Annotated in this window: 18 protein-coding genes; 14 read left to right on the forward strand and 4 right to left on the reverse strand. The window is 45.7% G+C overall.

All coding sequences use genetic code 11. The annotated features are described in order from the left end of the window. The first annotated feature begins 148 nt into the window (after window positions 1-148). From fabZ to EX191_RS00925, 10 genes are all read left to right on the forward strand, one after another. Window positions 149-601 carry a 3-hydroxyacyl-ACP dehydratase FabZ gene (gene fabZ / locus EX191_RS00880; protein WP_005380349.1) on the forward strand — a complete coding sequence of 151 codons (453 nt, stop codon included), beginning with the start codon at window positions 149-151 and terminating at the stop codon, window positions 599-601. A gap of 1 nt (window position 602) precedes the next feature. Further along, complete coding sequence (gene lpxA / locus EX191_RS00885; protein ID WP_167426314.1) at window positions 603-1,391, forward strand: acyl-ACP--UDP-N-acetylglucosamine O-acyltransferase; 789 nt, start codon at window positions 603-605, stop codon at window positions 1,389-1,391. Window positions 1,392-1,510: 119 nt separating this feature from the next. Then, window positions 1,511-2,650 carry a lipid-A-disaccharide synthase gene (gene lpxB, locus EX191_RS00890; protein WP_104970852.1) on the forward strand — a complete coding sequence of 380 codons (1,140 nt, stop codon included), beginning with the start codon at window positions 1,511-1,513 and terminating at the stop codon, window positions 2,648-2,650. Window positions 2,651-2,659: 9 nt separating this feature from the next. Next, window positions 2,660-3,295, forward strand: coding sequence for a ribonuclease HII (gene rnhB / locus EX191_RS00895; RefSeq protein WP_005380361.1), 636 nt, complete (start codon window positions 2,660-2,662; stop codon window positions 3,293-3,295). An 81-nt stretch (window positions 3,296-3,376) separates the two neighbouring features. Further along, entirely contained in the window at window positions 3,377-6,856 is a 3,480-nt protein-coding gene (gene dnaE, locus EX191_RS00900) for a DNA polymerase III subunit alpha (protein WP_006741668.1), read from the forward strand. A 46-nt stretch (window positions 6,857-6,902) separates the two neighbouring features. Next, the gene (gene accA / locus EX191_RS00905; protein WP_193446986.1) at window positions 6,903-7,862 is read left to right on the forward strand and encodes an acetyl-CoA carboxylase carboxyl transferase subunit alpha; all 960 of its coding nucleotides are present in this window, start codon (window positions 6,903-6,905) and stop codon (window positions 7,860-7,862) included. 106 nt (window positions 7,863-7,968) lie between these two features. Beyond that, a complete protein-coding gene (gene tilS / locus EX191_RS00910) occupies window positions 7,969-9,279 on the forward strand; it encodes a tRNA lysidine(34) synthetase TilS (protein WP_193446987.1) in 1,311 nt (436 codons plus the stop codon). A 70-nt stretch (window positions 9,280-9,349) separates the two neighbouring features. Continuing rightward, the gene (locus EX191_RS00915) at window positions 9,350-9,664 is read left to right on the forward strand and encodes a c-type cytochrome (protein WP_193446988.1); all 315 of its coding nucleotides are present in this window, start codon (window positions 9,350-9,352) and stop codon (window positions 9,662-9,664) included. A 187-nt stretch (window positions 9,665-9,851) separates the two neighbouring features. Beyond that, window positions 9,852-10,190: a nitrogen regulatory protein P-II gene (gene glnB / locus EX191_RS00920; RefSeq protein WP_005436810.1), complete on the forward strand. Its 339-nt coding sequence runs from the start codon at window positions 9,852-9,854 to the stop codon at window positions 10,188-10,190. Window positions 10,191-10,329: 139 nt separating this feature from the next. After that, a complete protein-coding gene (locus EX191_RS00925) occupies window positions 10,330-11,175 on the forward strand; it encodes an endonuclease/exonuclease/phosphatase family protein (protein WP_182019956.1) in 846 nt (281 codons plus the stop codon). Window position 11,176: 1 nt separating this feature from the next. Here EX191_RS00925 and EX191_RS00930 read toward each other — a convergent pair whose 3' ends face one another. From EX191_RS00930 to gloB, 3 genes are all read right to left on the reverse strand, one after another. Next, a complete protein-coding gene (locus EX191_RS00930) occupies window positions 11,177-11,863 on the reverse strand; it encodes a YIP1 family protein (RefSeq protein ID WP_046875508.1) in 687 nt (228 codons plus the stop codon). Continuing rightward, window positions 11,860-13,443 (reverse strand): lytic transglycosylase, encoded by a 1,584-nt coding sequence (locus tag EX191_RS00935; RefSeq protein WP_193446989.1) that lies wholly within the window; start codon window positions 13,441-13,443, stop codon window positions 11,860-11,862. Before EX191_RS00935 ends, EX191_RS00930 begins: the two co-directional genes overlap by 4 nt. A gap of 255 nt (window positions 13,444-13,698) precedes the next feature. Next, window positions 13,699-14,457, reverse strand: a complete 759-nt coding sequence (gene gloB / locus EX191_RS00940) for a hydroxyacylglutathione hydrolase (RefSeq protein ID WP_006741673.1) — start codon at window positions 14,455-14,457, stop codon at window positions 13,699-13,701. Between the two features lie 37 nt (window positions 14,458-14,494). On the opposite strand from gloB, the gene EX191_RS00945 reads away from it, so the two are divergent. Next, a complete protein-coding gene (locus tag EX191_RS00945) occupies window positions 14,495-15,241 on the forward strand; it encodes a class I SAM-dependent methyltransferase (RefSeq protein WP_012841508.1) in 747 nt (248 codons plus the stop codon). On the opposite strand, the gene rnhA is transcribed toward EX191_RS00945, so the two are convergent. Beyond that, window positions 15,238-15,702 carry a ribonuclease HI gene (gene rnhA, locus EX191_RS00950; protein WP_012841509.1) on the reverse strand — a complete coding sequence of 155 codons (465 nt, stop codon included), beginning with the start codon at window positions 15,700-15,702 and terminating at the stop codon, window positions 15,238-15,240. The two genes, EX191_RS00945 and rnhA, sit on opposite strands and share 4 nt — an antisense overlap. Window positions 15,703-15,761: 59 nt before the next feature. Here rnhA and dnaQ point away from each other — a divergent pair, with 59 nt between their 5' ends. The 3 genes from dnaQ to EX191_RS00965 all read left to right on the forward strand — a co-directional run bounded on the left by dnaQ (window position 15,762) and on the right by EX191_RS00965 (window position 18,505). Then, on the forward strand, window positions 15,762-16,484 hold the full coding sequence (gene dnaQ, locus EX191_RS00955) for a DNA polymerase III subunit epsilon (RefSeq protein ID WP_005380385.1): 723 nt from the start codon (window positions 15,762-15,764) through the stop codon (window positions 16,482-16,484). Window positions 16,485-16,492: 8 nt separating this feature from the next. Further along, window positions 16,493-17,743, forward strand: coding sequence for a TIGR03503 family protein (locus EX191_RS00960; RefSeq protein WP_139060405.1), 1,251 nt, complete (start codon window positions 16,493-16,495; stop codon window positions 17,741-17,743). Between the two features lie 204 nt (window positions 17,744-17,947). Continuing rightward, window positions 17,948-18,505: a hypothetical protein gene (locus EX191_RS00965; protein ID WP_193446990.1), complete on the forward strand. Its 558-nt coding sequence runs from the start codon at window positions 17,948-17,950 to the stop codon at window positions 18,503-18,505. Window positions 18,506-18,552 lie beyond the last annotated feature (47 nt).

Here is an 18,552-nt window from a genome sequence, read left to right on the forward strand (position 1 = left end):
GTCTTTTTCTTCTATAATGACGCGCTCTAAATAGATTTAACTCCAAGATGGTGCGTATTTTGCTAGTATATTGCAAAGCGATTCGGCTTTACGACCTGTTGCCACGTTTGCCATCTTGGCGGCAAAAAATTGATATAGGAAGACGACTTTGACTACTGAAAAGAAAACGATGAACATCTCTGAAATTCAAGAGCTACTACCTCATCGCTACCCATTCTTATTGATCGACCGAGTGATAGACTTCCAAGAAGAGAAGTACCTTCACGCGATTAAAAACGTGTCGGTTAACGAACCTCAGTTCACAGGTCACTTTCCTCAACTACCAGTATTCCCAGGTGTTTTGATTTTAGAAGCAATGGCTCAGGCAACAGGCTTACTTGCATTTAAATCATTTGGTGCACCAACAGAAAATGAACTGTACTACTTTGCAAGCGTAGACGGCGCGAAATTCCGTAAACCAGTGGTTCCGGGCGACCAATTGGTTATTGAAGTAGAATTTCTGAAAGAACGTCGCGGCATTGCTGCATTTAGCGGTGTAGCAAAAGTTGACGGCGAAGTGGTATGTTCTGCAGAACTGAAGTGTGCTCGTCGAGAGTTTTAATATGATTCATGAAACCGCTAAAATCCACCCGGCAGCGGTGGTAGAAGAGGGCGCCAAAATTGGTGCTAACGTAACAGTAGGCCCTTTTACGTACATCACCTCTACGGTTGAAATTGGTGAAGGCACAGAAGTGATGTCTCACGTTGTGATCAAAGGTCACACGACTATTGGCAAAGATAACCGTATTTTCCCGCATGCTGTCATTGGCGAAGAAAACCAAGACAAAAAATATGGTGGTGAAGACACAACTGTGGTTATCGGTGATCGTAACGTCATTCGTGAAGCGGTCCAAGTTCACCGCGGCACAGTGCAGGACAAAGCAACCACGATCATTGGTGATGACAACTTATTGTGTGTGAATGCACACGTTGCGCATGATGTTGTTATTGGTAACCACACTCATATCGGTAATAACTCGATTCTTGGTGGTCACGTTACTGTTGATGATTATGCTGGTGTGATGGCACTGTCTGCGATTCACCCGTTTTGTACAGTGGGCGCTTACGCGTACATTGGCGGCTGCTCAGCAGTGGTGCAAGATGTCCCAGCTTACGTACTCGCGCAAGGTAACCACGCAACACCTTTCGGCTTGAACCTTGTTGGCTTGAAGCGTAATGGTTTTGAGAAACCAGAGATTCGTGCGCTGCAAAAAGCGTATAAAGAAATCTACCGTTCAGGTAAGACGCTAGAAGAAGTGAAGCCTATTCTGGCTGAAATGGCTCAAGATTGGCCGGCTGTGAAGCGTTTCTCAGATATTCTGGAAACGACGGAACGTGGCATTATTCGTTAATTGGCGAATGAACCAATAAATAAAAAGATCGTGACCGAATTTGAGGTTACGATCTTTTTGTGTTTTATGGATAAGGCAAACCGTTATCCATAGCGCACAGGAAAAATAGCGAAGTAGATATGGAAAGACCATTACGTATTGGCATCATTGCCGGAGAATTGTCTGGCGATACGCTAGGTGAAGGCTTTATCAAAGCAGTAAAGCAACAATATCCAGACGCAGAGTTTGTAGGCATTGGCGGTCCGAAAATGATAGCCCAAGGTTGCGAGTCTCTGTTTGATATGGAAGAGCTTGCGGTGATGGGGTTAGTCGAGGTTTTAGGCCGCTTACCGAGACTTCTTAAAGTGAAAGCTGAGCTCGTTCAGTATTTTACTCAGAATCCGCCTGATGTTTTCATCGGGATCGATGCTCCTGACTTCAACTTACGTCTAGAACTTGACCTCAAGCAAGCGGGCATTAAAACCGTTCATTACGTGAGTCCGTCTGTTTGGGCTTGGCGTCAGAAGCGCATCTTTAAAATAGAAGCGGCAACGAACTTGGTGTTAGCATTTCTTCCTTTTGAAAAAGCGTTCTACGACAAATTTAATGTGCCTTGCGAGTTCATTGGTCATACCTTGGCTGATTCCATCCCACTTGAATCAGAACAAGTGCCTGCACGTGAGTTGCTTGGTTTAGAACAAGATAAAAAGTGGCTTGCTGTCCTGCCAGGCAGTCGTGGTAGCGAGTTAAAAATGCTCTCTGAGCCATTTATTGAAACCTGCAAGTTACTTCATAAAAAATTTCCAGAACTGGGGTTTGTTGTCGCACTTGTTAATCAAAAACGCCGTGAGCAGTTTGAACAAGCATGGAAAGAGCTCGCACCAGAGTTGGACTTCAAGTTAGTTGATGACACCGCACGTAACGTCATCACCGCATCCGATGCAGTGATGCTGGCCTCTGGTACCGTAGCGTTGGAGTGTATGCTTCTCAAGCGTCCAATGGTGGTGGGTTATCGTGTGAATGCATTTACCGCTTTCTTAGCTAAACGTCTATTGAAAACGAAGTATGTGTCATTGCCGAATATCTTGGCGGATGATGAGCTCGTCAAAGAATATCTACAAGATGAGTGCACACCAGACAATTTGTTTACTGAGGTTTCTCGCTTATTGGAAAGCGACAATAAACCGATGTTAGATAAGTTTACGGAAATGCATCATTGGATCCGTAAAGATGCGGATCAACAAGCCGCAAACGCGGTTCTAAAACTGATTGAAAAATAGAGATTTATCATGGCTGTTAAACCAAAAGCGACCAAAACCAAAGTTGAACTCCCTCCGTTTGAATATCCACAAGGTTATCAGCTTGTGGCCGGAGTCGACGAGGTAGGACGTGGCCCTTTGGTGGGAGACGTCGTCACCGCTGCGGTTATCCTTGATCCTAACAATCCTATTGAAGGTTTGAACGATTCGAAAAAATTGACCGAAAAGAAACGCATGGCGCTGCTTCCTGAAATCAAAGAAAAAGCATTGGCGTGGGCGGTCGGGCGTTGTTCTCCTGAAGAAATCGATCAACTGAATATTTTACAGGCGACTATGGTTGCGATGCAGCGTGCAGTGGCGGGGTTACAGGTTCAACCTGATTTGGTGTTGATTGATGGTAACCGTTGTCCGGAGCTGCCAATGGATGCTCAAGCTGTAGTAAAAGGCGATCTACGTGTTGCCGAAATCAGTGCGGCTTCAATTATTGCCAAAGTCGTGCGTGACCAAGAGATGGAAGAGTTGGATAAACTTCATCCACAATTTGGCTTCGCGAAGCACAAAGGTTACCCAACTAAAGCGCACTTTGAAGCGATTGAGCAACACGGAGTGATCAGTGAACACCGAAAGAGTTTCAAGCCAGTAAAAAAAGCGTTAGGCATAGAATAATCAAACGATCTAATTGGTGTTATAAACCCAACCTCTTTAGGTTAGAATCCCCAACAAAATAGAGTTACACGGTACCTGTTAATGTCAGATCCCAAATTCATCCACCTGCGTGTTCATAGTGACTTCTCGATGGTGGATGGCCTCAACAAAGTTCCGCCAATCGTAAAGAAAGTTGCTGAGCTCGGTATGCCCGCAATGGCGTTGACCGACTTTACCAACCTATGTGGTTTGGTGAAGTTTTACGGTACAGCACATGGCAGTGGTGTTAAACCGATCATTGGTGCTGACTTTAAAATGCAGTCGGACGAGTTTGGTGAAGAGCTGACACAAGTGACTTTGCTTGCGGCGGATAATGTGGGTTATAAGAACCTGACGTTATTGATATCAAAAGCCTACTTACGCGGACATGTTCAACACCATCCAGTGATTGATAAAGCCTGGTTGGCTGAAATGTCTGAAGGCCTGATTGTATTATCCGGCGGTAAAAGCGGGGAAATTGGTCGCGGCCTTTTGAAAGGCAACCGTCAAATAGTGCAAGGGTGTGTTGATTTTTACAAACAGCATTTTCCAGATCGCTTTTATCTTGAGTTACTTCGTACCGGTCGTCCAGATGAAGAAACTTATCTTCACTTTGCAGTTGAATTGGCAGAGCAGCAAGACTTGCCAGTAGTGGCGACCAATGAAGTTGTATTCCTGAGTCCAGACCTATTTGATGCTCATGAAATACGCGTAGCGATTCACGATGGTTACACATTAGAAGATCCGCGCAGGCCAAAAAACTACAGTCCGCAGCAATATCTTCGTACAGAAGAAGAAATGTGCGAGCTGTTTGCTGATATTCCTGAAGCGTTAGAAAACAGTGTCGAGATAGCGAAGCGTTGTAACGTGACTGTGCGCTTAGGGGAGTACTTCCTACCAGCCTTCCCAACTGAAGGGATGAAAGAGACTGAGTTCTTAGTCATGAAATCCCGAGAGGGCTTGGAAGAGCGTTTAGAGTTCCTATTTCCAGATGAGGAAGAGAGGAAACGTCGTCGCCCTGAATATGATGAACGTCTTCAGATAGAGCTAGATGTTATCAACCAAATGGGATTCCCTGGTTACTTCTTGATCGTAATGGAGTTCATCCAGTGGTCAAAAGATAATGGAATTCCTGTAGGTCCTGGACGTGGTTCCGGTGCCGGCTCTTTGGTGGCTTACGCATTAAAAATCACCGACCTGGATCCACTAGAATACGACTTGCTGTTCGAACGTTTCTTGAACCCAGAACGTGTCTCGATGCCCGATTTCGACGTCGATTTCTGTATGGATAAACGTGACCAGGTTATTGACCACGTTGCGGAAATGTACGGTCGTGACGCGGTGTCTCAGATCATCACGTTTGGTACCATGGCGGCAAAAGCGGTAATCCGTGACGTTGGCCGCGTATTGGGTCATCCATTTGGTTTTGTTGATCGTATTTCAAAGCTGATCCCGCCCGATCCAGGCATGACGCTAGATAAGGCGTTTAAAGCTGAACCTGCACTACCTGAATTGTATGAGGCCGATGAGGAAGTTAAAGAGCTCATCGACATGTGTCATATTTTGGAAGGTTGTACGCGAAACGCCGGTAAACACGCTGGTGGTGTTGTAATTTCACCTACAACAATTACCGATTTTGCGCCAATTTATGCAGACGCTGAAGGTCACTTCCCAGTTACTCAATTTGATAAAAATGATGTTGAGACCGCTGGCCTAGTTAAGTTTGACTTCTTGGGTCTACGTACCTTAACCATTATTGACTGGGCGTTAGGGCTGATTAACCCACGTCTAGAGCGAGAAGGTAAAGAACCGGTTCAAATTGAATCCATACCGTTAGAAGACCCTGCCTCTTTCCGTTTGTTGCAAAACTCTGAAACGACAGCAGTATTCCAGCTTGAATCTCGGGGCATGAAAGAGCTGATCAAACGACTTCAGCCAGACTGTTTCGAAGACATTATCGCGTTGGTAGCACTCTTCCGTCCGGGTCCTTTGCAATCGGGCATGGTAGATAACTTTATCGACCGTAAACATGGCCGAGAGGCGATCTCTTATCCAGATGAAAAGTGGCAACACGAGTCGCTAAAAGAGACGCTTGATCCAACCTACGGCATCATCCTGTACCAAGAGCAGGTAATGCAGATTGCGCAGATCTTAGCGGGTTACACGCTAGGTGGTGCGGACATGCTCCGTCGTGCAATGGGTAAGAAAAAGCCAGAAGAGATGGCAAAACAACGTGCTATCTTTGAAGAAGGTGCGATAAAGAACGGTATCGATGGCGAGTTGGCGATGAAAATCTTCGACTTGGTAGAGAAGTTCGCTGGTTATGGTTTTAACAAATCGCACTCTGCTGCTTATGCATTGGTTTCTTATCAGACTCTTTGGCTGAAAACCCATTATCCTGCCGAATTTATGGCCGCGGTAATGACAGCTGATATGGATAACACGGAAAAAGTCGTTGGCTTGGTCGATGAGTGTTTCCGTATGAAGCTCACCGTGCTGCCACCAGACATCAACTCTGGCCTATATCGCTTTAATGTTGATGAAAATGGCGCAATTGTTTACGGTATTGGTGCGATAAAAGGGGTAGGTGAAGGCCCTATCGATGCGATTCTTGAGGCGAGAAATAAAGGTGGTCACTTTAAAGACCTATTTGATTTCTGTGCTCGAGTTGATCTAAAACGCGTCAATAAACGAGTGATAGAGAAGCTGATCTACGCGGGCGCGTTAGATCGACTAGGTCCACACCGCGCGGCGATGATGGCATCACTCAATGATGCGGTAAAAGCAGCAAGTCAACATCACCAAGCTGAGGCGTTTGGTCAAACGGATATGTTTGGTGTGCTAACGGATGCGCCTGAAGAAGTAGAGCACAAGTATACGCAAGTTCCGCCTTGGCCAGAAAAAGTGTGGTTAGAGGGCGAGCGTGATACCCTAGGTCTATATTTGACAGGGCACCCAATTAACGCCTACGTAAAGGAACTAAACAAATACACCAGTTGTCGACTAAAAGACGCAACGCCTACGCGTCGCGACCAATCTGTCACGGTGGCTGGTTTGGTTATTGCCGCTCGCGTAATGACGACTAAGCGTGGTACACGAATTGGCATTATGACACTGGATGACCGAAGTGGTCGCATGGAAGTGATGTTGTTCTCAGATGCACTGGATCGATACGCTGAACTTCTCGAAAAAGATAGAATTTTGGTCGTTTCTGGACAGGTCAGCTTTGATGACTTCAACGGTGGCCTTAAAATGTCGGCGCGTGAAGTTATGGATCTCGGCAGTGCGCGCGAGAAATACGCTCGTGGTTTGTCGGTATCGATAGATGCAACTCAGATCAACGATCAGTTTTTTGAGCAGTTCAGCCGTATTTTAGAACCGCACAAAGCTGGAACCGTACCCGTCAATGTATACTACCAGCGTGCCGACGCCAGAGCGCGGTTAACATTGGGCACCGAGTGGCGAGTAACGCCAAGTGATACATTACTCGACGATTTAAAACAGTTACTTGGCAAAAGCCAGGTAGAACTCGAATTTAACTAAAAATTCAGCGCAATATGTTAGACGCTGAGTAAACAAGGATTCATAGATGAGCCTAAACTTTCTTGAATTTGAAAAGCCAATTGCAGAACTAGAAGCGAAAATTGAAGCACTACGTGATGTCTCTCGTCACGGTGGTGATTCTGCGATTGACCTGGATAAAGAAATCGAACAGCTTGAGAAGAAAAGCTTAGAGCTGAAGAAAAAAACCTTCAGCGACCTAGGCGCATGGGAAACAGCTCAACTGGCTCGTCACCCACTACGTCCTTACACGCTGGATTACATCCAACACGCTTTTGAGGAGTTTGATGAATTAGCGGGTGACCGCGCGTTTGCAGACGACAAAGCGATTGTGGGTGGCATGGCTCGCCTTGAAGGCCGTCCTGTGATGATCATCGGTCATCAAAAAGGTCGGGAAACCAAAGAGAAAGTGAAACGTAACTTTGGTATGCCAAAACCAGAAGGTTACCGTAAAGCGCTACGCTTGATGGAAATGGCTGAGCGTTTCAACATGCCGATCATCACATTTATCGATACGGCTGGCGCGTACCCAGGTGTGGGCGCAGAAGAGCGTGGTCAATCTGAAGCTATCGCGAAAAACCTAAAAGTGATGTCTGGTCTTAAAGTGCCAGTAATCTGTAACGTTGTTGGTGAAGGTGGTTCAGGCGGCGCACTAGCAATTGGTGTAGGCGACTACGTGAACATGCTTCAGTACTCTACGTACTCAGTAATCTCTCCTGAAGGTTGTGCTTCAATCCTATGGCGTGATTCTGACAAAGCGCCGCAAGCGGCAGAAGCGATGGGTCTAACTGCTCCTCGTCTTAAAGAGCTTGAACTGATCGACGAAATCATTGAAGAGCCACTAGGCGGCGCTCATCGCGATCATGTTCAAATGGCAGCGAATATGAAAGCGACACTACTTCGTCAACTAGAAGATCTAGAGCAATTGGATGAAGATACGTTACGTGAACGTCGTTACCAGCGCCTAATGAGCTACGGTTACTGTTAATTTCGGTGATTGCTATTAAGCGTTAGCTGATATCTCAAGTGATAACAGTTAAAATAGAAAGGGTTGGATGAGAGTCCAGCCCTTTTTTGCACCTATCGGATCGCTTATGGAATCGCTTTACCCGCATTTTGCTCAAGTTCTCGGCCGCTACTATCAATCAGGCACTAAGGTTGTCTTGGCGTTTAGCGGAGGAGTGGATTCACGTCTTTTACTCGAATTACTCAGTCGCTACCAACAAGCGCACTCTGTAGAGTGTCACGCTGTGTATGTGCACCATGGTTTAAGCTCGAATGCCGATAATTGGGCCGATAAATGCTTACTTTGGGCACAACAAGTGGGGATATCGTGCTCGATCGAGCGAGTGAGCTTAGACATCAGCAATGGTGAAAGTATTGAACTTCTTGCTCGTGAAGCTCGCTACCAAGCCTTAACTAAGTACATTCAAGAAGGCGATATACTGTTGACTGGTCAACATGCCGACGATCAAATAGAGACTTTTCTCCTTGCGCTTAAGCGCGGCAGCGGGCCTAAAGGGTTATCTTCGATGGCGGAGAGTATGCCGTTTTCTTGCGGATCTCTAGTTCGACCATTGCTTACTATCAAGCGGAAGACCATCGAAGAAGCCGCTACTAAATTAGGTTTGGAGTGGGTGGAAGACGAAAGCAATCAAGATACCCGTTATGATCGTAACTTTCTTCGTCATTGTGTTATTCCTGAATTGTCTGGTCGCTGGCCGAGTATCCATCAAGCGGTTCAGCGCAGTGCAAGTTTATGTGCTCAACAAGAAGCGCTATTGGATGAACTATTGAGCGCGGTGTTTGAACGCGCTTTACAAACGGATCTAAGTTTGAGTATTGAAGAACTGGCTAAGCACAGTGGATTAGCGCGTGCGCGCTTGATTCGTATGTGGCTGGCTAAGCTTAATACTAGTATGCCGACTCAGGTACAACTCAATCTTATCTGGAATGAAGTCGCATTAGCTCAGCAAGATGCCAACCCCAAACTACAACTTAAACAAGGTGAAGTGCGCCGTTTTCGAAATCGTCTCTATTGGGTAACGGAAATCGCTGACGTCACTGAGTGGCAAAGTACGATTCAAGTCGATACCGTTTTATCGCTTCCAGAGCGGCTAGGGGAGCTGACCTTAACGACGAGTTCTAGCAACGCAACGATTGCGCTTCCGAGTCAGCCAGAATTGCTTCGCGTGACCTTCAATCCGGAAGGCTTATCAGCGCATCCAACCACGCGTAATCACAGTCGAAAACTGAAGAAGTTGTTCCAAGAATACAACGTGCCAAGCTGGCTGCGTCGTCAAATTCCGGTTTTGATGTATCAAGACCGAGTCGTTGCTGTGGCAGATCTGTTCGTTGATCAGGCGTTTAATGGTCAAGATTGTGAACTTATTTGGCGCAGGTAATGAAAATTCATGCCACAATGTCGATTATAAAATATAAAAATCCTTAAATAATAATTGATTAGGTGAAGCAATGAAGAAAACAATCATGGGCGCAATGGTGGCGCTAACCATGCTCAGTGGGCAGGCTCTAGCTGCGGGAGATGCCACAGTAGGTCAAGCAAAGGCAGGAGTATGCGCTGCGTGTCATGGCGCCGACGGCATTGCTGTCATTCCGGGTTACCCAAACCTGAAAGGGCAAAACGAGCAATACATTATCAGTTCAATTAAAGCCTATAAAAACAAAGAGCGAACAGGTGGTCTTGCTGCTGTTATGCAAGCTCAAGCTTCACTGTTGTCTGATGAAGATATCGCAAATCTAGCGGCTTACTACGCAAGTTTGAAGTAAACGCGAGTCTGAAAAAGCTTGGACGATAGGGCATTGAGCTGTCCTCATTGGGGTTTTATCAACTCACGATATTCGCCATGTTAATTTGCTCAATCTGGATTTTCTCTGGTGGATCAGAGACAAACATTGAATGTTGCGAAACGCTAAACGATAATAAGCGCAATCGATTGAAGCTTAAGGGATGAACATGAAAAAAATTGAAGCGATTATCAAGCCATTTAAATTGGATGATGTTCGAGAAGCGCTAGCTGAAGTGGGCATTACAGGGATGACCGTCTCTGAAGTGAAAGGCTTTGGTCGCCAAAAAGGTCACACCGAGCTTTACCGTGGTGCAGAGTACATGGTGGACTTTCTGCCTAAAGTGAAGCTCGAAATCGTTGTAACGGAAGATGTGGCTGATAAATGCGTAGAGACGATCATTGAAACCGCGCAAACCGGCAAAATTGGTGATGGTAAAATCTTTGTGACTGATGTTGAGCGTGTGGTTCGTATTCGTACTGGTGAAGAAGACGAAGACGCGATCTAAGGTTTCTTGTTACCTGTCTCGTATTTATTATGCTAAAAGGGAGCCAAGTGGCTCCTTTTTTGTTTTTTACTTTCAGTGAAATCCAATAACCCGAGGTTGGTTGTTCCAGTTTTAGGGTGTGTATATTCAGGTTTGTCGTATGTTTAAGCGTTTTTTTCTGGCGTTAGCTTTTCTTATTATGGCGGTATTGGTCGGCTTCCAGGTTATTTTCACCGTACCAGATCAGCCGCAAATCATTACTCAAACAGGTTCAGAGTTGACGCAGGATATTAGGTGTATCGAATTTAGCGGCTCAAAAGCTCTGGATCAGGGCGGTGAAATCAATGTACTTGTCTGGAACATCTACAAACAGAACCGGACTAATTGGCAAAGCGCACTCAATGAATTCTCTGCTGATAAGCAGCTGCTATTATTGCAAGAAGCCAGCATGACACCATCTTTTAAGCAATGGTTGGTGGATGGCAACTGGGTCAGCAACCAAGTGAGTGCCTTTAAGGCGCTGGGCAGCGGTGCGGGTGTGATTAGTATCGCTCAAGGGCAACCAGAAAAAGCTTGTGCTTATACGTCTAAAGAGCCTTGGCTGCGTTTACCCAAGTCTGCACTATACAGCCAATATCAATTAAGCAATGGCGAGAGACTCGCTGTGGTGAATGTACATGCGATTAACTTCACGGTTGGCACGCAAGAGTATGTCTCTCAGTTAACGGCTCTTGAAACGCTTTTAAAGCATCATACAGGGCCGATCCTATTCGCTGGAGACTTCAATAGTTGGAGTGAATCGCGCGTTAATGCGATGCGACAGGCCTTAAAAGCCGCGGACTTGCAAGAAGTGACGTTCTCGCCTGATCATCGAGTCCAATTTATAACGGGATTACCGTTGGATCACGTATTTTACCGAGGACTGACCCTCAAATACGCGAAAGCGCCGCAGAGCGACGCTTCCGATCATAACCCATTGTTACTGTCATTTACGTTAGATGACTAGCTTAGGTCACTACAATATAAAGCGCCCAAATAACGTAGAAGAATACCCATGGCAGGCTTGCAATCACCAAGGCTTGCCCACGTTCAAACTCAGTCCAAGTAAGCACAACACCGTAGCCCAATACAATATACCAAGGCAGCAGTAGTGGTAGTGAGCTGGCAAAATGCGACCACTCGCTGGTAAGCGGCAGTTTTAATAGACCATTGAGGCTGTTTAAATCTGCTGCGTAAGTCATCACCTGACCATGCTTGAGTAACAGACTCGCGTAGCTTGCGATATCGCCCAATACTGCTGGGAATAAGATTGCACACGACGCGGCAAACCACTTCCAGTAACCATATTGTTGCTTGCTTGCCTTCGTTGCAAGAAAGAACCAAAGCGCAAGCAACAGTAAGGTGGCAAAGCGGTTGAATACATCATTGATGATCGCACTTGCCATTAGCGTGTTTGGCTCTAATAGCTCAATCTGCTTTGGGTCGATTTGCTGAAACTGCGCGGCAAGTTGGTCACTGAGCCACGTGAAATCGACATTCGAAAAGTAAGCGCCCCAGAATAAAAACGGACTAAGCATCAAGAAGATGAACGGTTGCCATCCCCATCCGCCGCGTTGGTAAAGTGCTAGAAAGCAAGATGTTGGAGAACGAAAAATGTCCAACAGCATCACAAGTGGGTTGCTTGATGGGTTCATACACTTACCTTCGTTACGTCAACGTACAACTTAAGTTTTTGACCTGGTTGTAAGTATTTTTTCTTGTGTAGCGAGTTCCATTTCACGATGTCGTTCGTTTTTACTTTGAACTTGCTTGCAATGCCGCTAATGGTGTCACCGGAGCGAACGTTGTAGAAAACGGTACGAATCACAGCACCTTTGTCTGAGTCCTTCCAAATCACGAGCTTTTGACCAACGCGCAATGGATCTTTAGGGCCCATGCCATTCCATTTTGCTAACGATTTATACGATACTTTATTTTCACGTGCGATTGACCACAAACTCTCTCCAGACTGAACGACATGAGTGAGCTTGAGTTGTCCACGAGCACGTGATTGAGTCTTGCTTAATCGATTTTGTGCCGTTAGTGCGTATTTCGCATCGTCTTTTGTTGACGTCGGAATCAGTAGGTACTGGCCAATACGAATATTGTTATTCGACAGGCCGTTTGCACGTCGAATCACTTTTGTGGTTGTGCCGTATTTATTAGCTAGTACACTTAAAGAGTCACCAGACTTCACCTTGTAGCGAGCGACCTTCATCCCTTTACCACGGTTTTTCTCCACCTTAGTGAGAAAAGTCTCTTTTTTCTCTACCGGAATCAAAAGTTGGTGCGGACCTTCAGGCGCAGTCGACCATTGGTTGTATGCAGGGTTGTAACTTTGTAACTCTTTCACACCAATGCCGGCATAATCTGCTGCAATGGCCAGGTCAAGCTGTTCTTTCGGATCGACAAGCGTTAGAACAGGCTTGTTTGGAATCGCAGGAATATTAAGTCCGTACTTGTCTTGGTTTGCGATGACATCAGCCAAAGCTAGCAGCTTAGGTACGTAACTGCTGGTCTCTTTTGGTAAGTCCAATGAGAAGAAATCGGTAGGTTTACCGGGCTTTTTATTCTTACGAATTGCGCTAGAAACACGGCCACCACCACTGTTGTAAGCAGCAATTGCATGCTCCCAGCTACCATCAAAACGCTCGTTTAGTTGTACAAGGTAGTCCAGTGCGGCATCCGTTGCTGCTGCCACATCTCGGCGACCGTCATACCAGTAGTTTTGCTCTAGTCCCATCATCTTTCCGGTGCCAGGGACAAATTGCCACAATCCAGCCGCGCTACCGTGTGAGTAGGCAAAGGCATCGAATGAGCTTTCCACCACAGGAAGCAAAGCAAGCTCCATTGGAAGTCCACGCTCTTCGATACGTTTTGTGATCATGTATAGAAAAGGAGTTGCACGCTTAGACACCGTGTAAAGGTGATTCGGGTGCTTTAGATACCACGTACGGTAGTAGTCCACTTTCTTATGGTTTGGGATATCCATTTCAAGTTGCATGGCGATACGTTGCCATACATCTTCTTGTTCCTGAGGGGAAAGAACTTTAGGCGCGTCGTTAGCGGATTTTTTTGCTAAAGACGATGTGTTGCCCGATTGAGCCTTCGCTGCATTTTGTTTTGCAGTTTGCTCAGATTTATTGGTTTCTGGTGTAGAAGACGTTGAGTCTGACTGAGTCAATTGACAGCCAGATAATAACAACGCCAACGCCCAGGTATACTTCAAACGCATGGATTCAGCCTATTTAGGGCCTTTTTATCTTCACCTGCCTGTCGCGCAACACAATGTGCGTGGCAGTCGCAAGATAATAGACATCTTTTAAACACTAACTAATTAATAGAGGCAAAGAGCTTCTAAATTATGCAATGGGGAGAAATTCAAATAGATTTATATCAACCCCAAACGTAAGAGAAGCGCCAGTGGCGCTTCTCGAAAAATCAGCCCCTGATAATACTGGGGTCTTGCAAACTTACAAGCAGAAAATGGTTAAAATTCGTTCTTCCACTCACGCAAAGCAGTAAAAACCGAGCATGGATCGCTATTTTTAATACGACTAGCAACAGATTGAACCACGTCAGGATTGGTGGTTCGCAAGAACGGATTAATCCACTTTTCTTTGCGTATTGTTGTTGGAAGTGTCGGAATGTTTAGGGCTCGCAGTCGGTTTACATCATCGCGATATTGACGGAGCTGCTCATTATCAGGCTCAACCGCTAAAGCAAACGCCACGTTACTCGCGGTGTATTCATGCGCGCAGAAGACTTGAGTTTCTTCTGGTAGAGACGTTAGCTTGTTTAGTGACTCAAACATTTGCTCTGGCGTACCTTCAAAAATACGACCACAGCCTGCGGAAAACAACACGTCACCGCAAAACAGTTTTCCGTCTCCAACGTAACCGATATGACCTAAGGTATGGCCTGGTAAACCTAGCACTAAAAAGATTTCGCCAAATAACTCCAGTTTATCACCTTCTTCCATGGGGGTGGTTAGGGTTGGAATTGGCTCAGATTTCGGGCCCACAACGGCGACTTCAGGAAAGGCACGCACTAAGTCTGGAACGCCACCAATGTGATCGTTGTGGTGGTGCGTAATTAAAATCGCTTCTAAAGTTAATTCGTTAGCCTGCAAGTATTCTAACACTGGTTTCGCATCGCCCGGATCAACGACTGCGCAGCGCTTATCGCTATTTTGTATCAGCCAGATGTAATTATCATTAAATGCGGGTATGCTTTTGATCTCTAACACGATTCGTTCTCCGTCACCCATTTTAGTCAGGTGGTTAATGAAACCAGCACTCAGCAACAAAACTATACCACACCCGTCGACTTGGTCAGCAATGAACAACGGTCCGTGGGTGCTTGAGTCAATCCAGACCCGACTTGATGAATGGTGTCCGAAACTCTTCGGTTACCATATGCTCAAACTGGGCGGGTTGAGCTGTGAGCTAACCAGCTGTAATTGTAACATTCAACACCAAGTCAACGTAGATATCCAGAACCCGTTGCATAATGTGATTGCAGATGGTTACGAATTGCCCTTTTTGGAAAAAAGCTTTGATGTTGTGATTCTCGCTCATCAGCTCGACTATGCAAGCGATCCACACCGTTTGCTACGGGAAGTCGATAGAGTGATGATGGATGATGGTTATTTGATAATCACTGGATTTAACCCACTAAGTTTGACTGGATTAGCGAGTTTGCTTCCTTGGCGTAAACATAATTTGCCTTGGAGTGGACGAATGTTTACGTCGAACCGCATCAACGACTGGTTAGGGTTACTTAATTATCAAGTGATTCATTGCGATCGTTACGCGCTGTTTCCGATGAAGCGCTACCGCACGATGTGGACATGGTTGGAAAACAGTCTCGGTGATTGGGCGTCACCTGCAGGGAGTTTGTATTACATTGTGGCACGGAAACGAACATACCCTCTCAAGCCTATCAAACCGCATTGGCGTTTGAAGAAAAAGCTCACACCACTAGGGGTGATGAATCGAGAGGGCAATACTATGAGGAAAGAATCTCGTTAAGAGGGTTGGTAACCAGTATCTTCCTCGGTTGGGTTTTCTGCGGCGGTACGGGCTAGCTCATCACAAATTTCATTCTCACGATGACCAGCGTGGCCTTTTACCCAGTGCCATTCAACTTGATGGCGTGCAGTTTCTTTGTCTAGAGCTTGCCATAGATCGGCATTCTTCACGGGTTTTTTATCCGCTGTTTTCCAGCCACGCTTCTTCCAGTTATGGATCCACTGAGTAATACCTTGGCGCACATATTGGCTGTCAGTCGTTAAAGTGACTTTGCAAGGTTGTTTTAACGTCTGCAGCGCGACGACAGCCGCCAACATTTCCATACGGTTGTTGGTGGTTAACGTGTAGCCTTTGGAAAGCGTCTTTTCTACGTCTTTGTAACGCAATACAATGCCGTAACCACCTGGTCCTGGGTTACCTAAACAAGAACCGTCAGTGAAAATCTCAACGTGTTTGGTCATATTTTTTGGTACTATTAGCCGAAACATTTAATAAAGCATAGTCTGACATACATAACCTTATGAATACCAGCAGCAATTCTGAATATAACCGCATTGTCGTTCTCGATACCGAAACCACAGGTATGAACCGCGAGGGTGGTCCTCACTACATGGGACACCGCATTATTGAAATCGGTGCCGTGGAGATCATCAACCGTAAGCTGACTGGTCGTCACTTCCACGTTTATTTAAAACCCGATCGTGAAATCCAACCAGAAGCGGTTGAAGTTCACGGTATTACGGATGAATTCTTGGTTGATAAGCCGGAATACGCGAGCGTGCACCAAGAGTTTCTTGAATTTATTAAAGGTGCAGAACTTGTTGCCCATAACGCGCCCTTCGATACCGGCTTTATGGATTACGAGTTTGGCATGCTCGATCCTAACATCGGCAAAACGGACGACTACTGCAAGGTGACCGACACCCTTGCTATGGCGAAGAAAATCTTCCCAGGTAAGCGAAACAACCTTGATATCTTATGTGAACGTTACGGTATTGATAACTCGCACCGTACACTCCACGGAGCTTTGCTCGATGCAGAGATTCTAGCCGACGTTTACCTCTTTATGACGGGTGGTCAAACGAGTCTAGAATTTAACGCGAATAAACAAGAGGGTGGGGTAGAAACCATTCGCCGTATTGAAGGAAGAAAAGCGCTAAAGGTTTTGCGCGCAAGTGCCGATGAACTAGAAGCTCACCAAAAAAGATTAGAGTTGGTGAACGACTGTATTTGGCATCAATAGGAGAAGCTATGCTGAGGGCTTTATTGGTCGCGTTTTTAGCGATATGGAGTTGTCTCTCGAGTGCTGCGAGTGAATCTGCTATGTCTTTGTTAGACAATCGCTTTCGAGTGGATCCAACCATCGAGCAGATCACTTTTTTAGTTTATCGTGAGCAAAGTTCTCAGCCAGTTGTTTTAGTCCGCCCTGACGGTAAAAAGTACTATGCTTGGGACGCCTACGACAATGTACGTTGGTACCAAGAAGCCTCACTCGATATTATCTCCGTTGACAACCCTATGCCAGGCCCATGGCAGGCTGTGGGGAAAGTCACTCCTAAAAATAACATCCGCTTAATTTCTCACTTAAAGCTCAGCACGGATGTGTTCCCAAACCGATTATATAATGGGGAAGCGCTTAAGTTTACAGCTCGCCTAACCTCCGACGACAAACCTCTTGTACTGCGCGACTTCCTTGACCGCGTGAATTTGCGCGTGACATTTACCAAGTTTGTCGAAAATGAAGATGAGTTGATCAAAGAAGCACGTCCAGTGCCGATGGTTGTGGGTGAGTTTGCTGATGATGGCCGCGGCTTGGATGAAAAAGCAGGGGATGGTGTGTTCACTGTCCAACTACCAATAGATGTTGAGCCCGGTAAGTACCGTGCGCGAATCACCTCTGGTAATGGCGTATTCTTACGAGCGCAAGAGCAAGTCATCTTGGTTTATCCGAACCCAATTTCTCGTACTTTTATTCAGGCGCGCAATCCCGACAAACCACACCAATTGGTGGTGAGTGGTGAGCAAGGTATGATCGCGCCAGGCTCAATCGCAGTCACGGTGGAACAAGATGCACCCGATGGCTTTGTTAGCTACAGCCAAGGCCAGGTTTCTAAAGATGGAATGAGAACCACGCTGAACCTCAATAATGACGCTGAGCTTGGTAAATACGCATGGCGCGGCGAGATCTTTGCCACTGATTTTGCGACGCAACGTCCACTGGTGTTTCCTATTCCAGAGCAAACTTTCAGTGTAGTTGATGACGTTGATCTAGAAGCCGCTCGAATTGCAAAAGAAGCTGAATTAGCCGAGCAGCGCCGTATTGAAATGGAAAAGCAAATTATTGCTGAGCGGGAGGCTGAGCGTAAGCGCAGCATGATTATTATCGCGGTGGGTAACGTGATAATGCTGCTGATTGTGATCATTGCATGGATAGTCTGGCGCAAAATTAAAGCGAAGCGCGATGCCATGCCAGAGATGCAGTTAGAAGTGCCAAAGAAATAGTAGTAACACATAAACCTAGAAACGGAGCCAATCGGCTCCGTTTTTTTTCAGTTTAAGTTTGAGACAGAATTTGATGTTTCTCATGGTCATTAATCATTTTATTTTAAAGTAACACCATGATTTAACGTTGATTAATCATAATAAAGCTCGCATGATACTCTTTACGTTTCGACTTGATTTTAGTGCGTATCGACGGAGTGAGTTATGACAATTGGAGCGTTAGAACTAGAACATCTACCACGACAAAAGGCCTTGGTTGAGTCTGCTTATGATGCCTTTTATTCTGAAAAAGACGTTGTTGCTGCGGTATTGCTTGGTTCATTGTCATCAGGAAAAGGTGACCGTATTTCGGACGCTGATGTTGTTGTCTTTACTCAAAACAACTTCCATAAAGCCTCAGAGCCTTGCTTTACCCACTTTGAAGCAAATAAAGACATTTTTTATCGTCTTGAGGGAGAGCACAACGAAAATGCGTGCTTCAAAAAATATATTTTTAATGACCTAACCAGTGCGGAGATTCATTGTTTAGATATCTGTGAGCCTTTCAAACTTTCTAAGCCATTTAAGGTTTTATTTGATAAAGCTGATGTGACTGCTGGCATGGTTACTGATGAACCTGCGCCAAAACATGAAGATTTCCCAGTTTATACCAGTGGTGATCAAGGCCTGATTTGGGAACTCTTTGATTGCATTAAGTGGTTGAGTAGAGATAACCATGAGCTTGCTAAGTCCTACTTGAAAAAACTCTCTGAGAAACTCTAATTTGAGAGTCATCTCCGTTCCTCCCACTGAAGTTAGCTAGGCTGTTA

The sequence above is a fragment of the Vibrio chemaguriensis genome, assembly GCF_012275705.1.
Lineage (GTDB): Bacteria > Pseudomonadota > Gammaproteobacteria > Enterobacterales > Vibrionaceae > Vibrio > Vibrio diabolicus.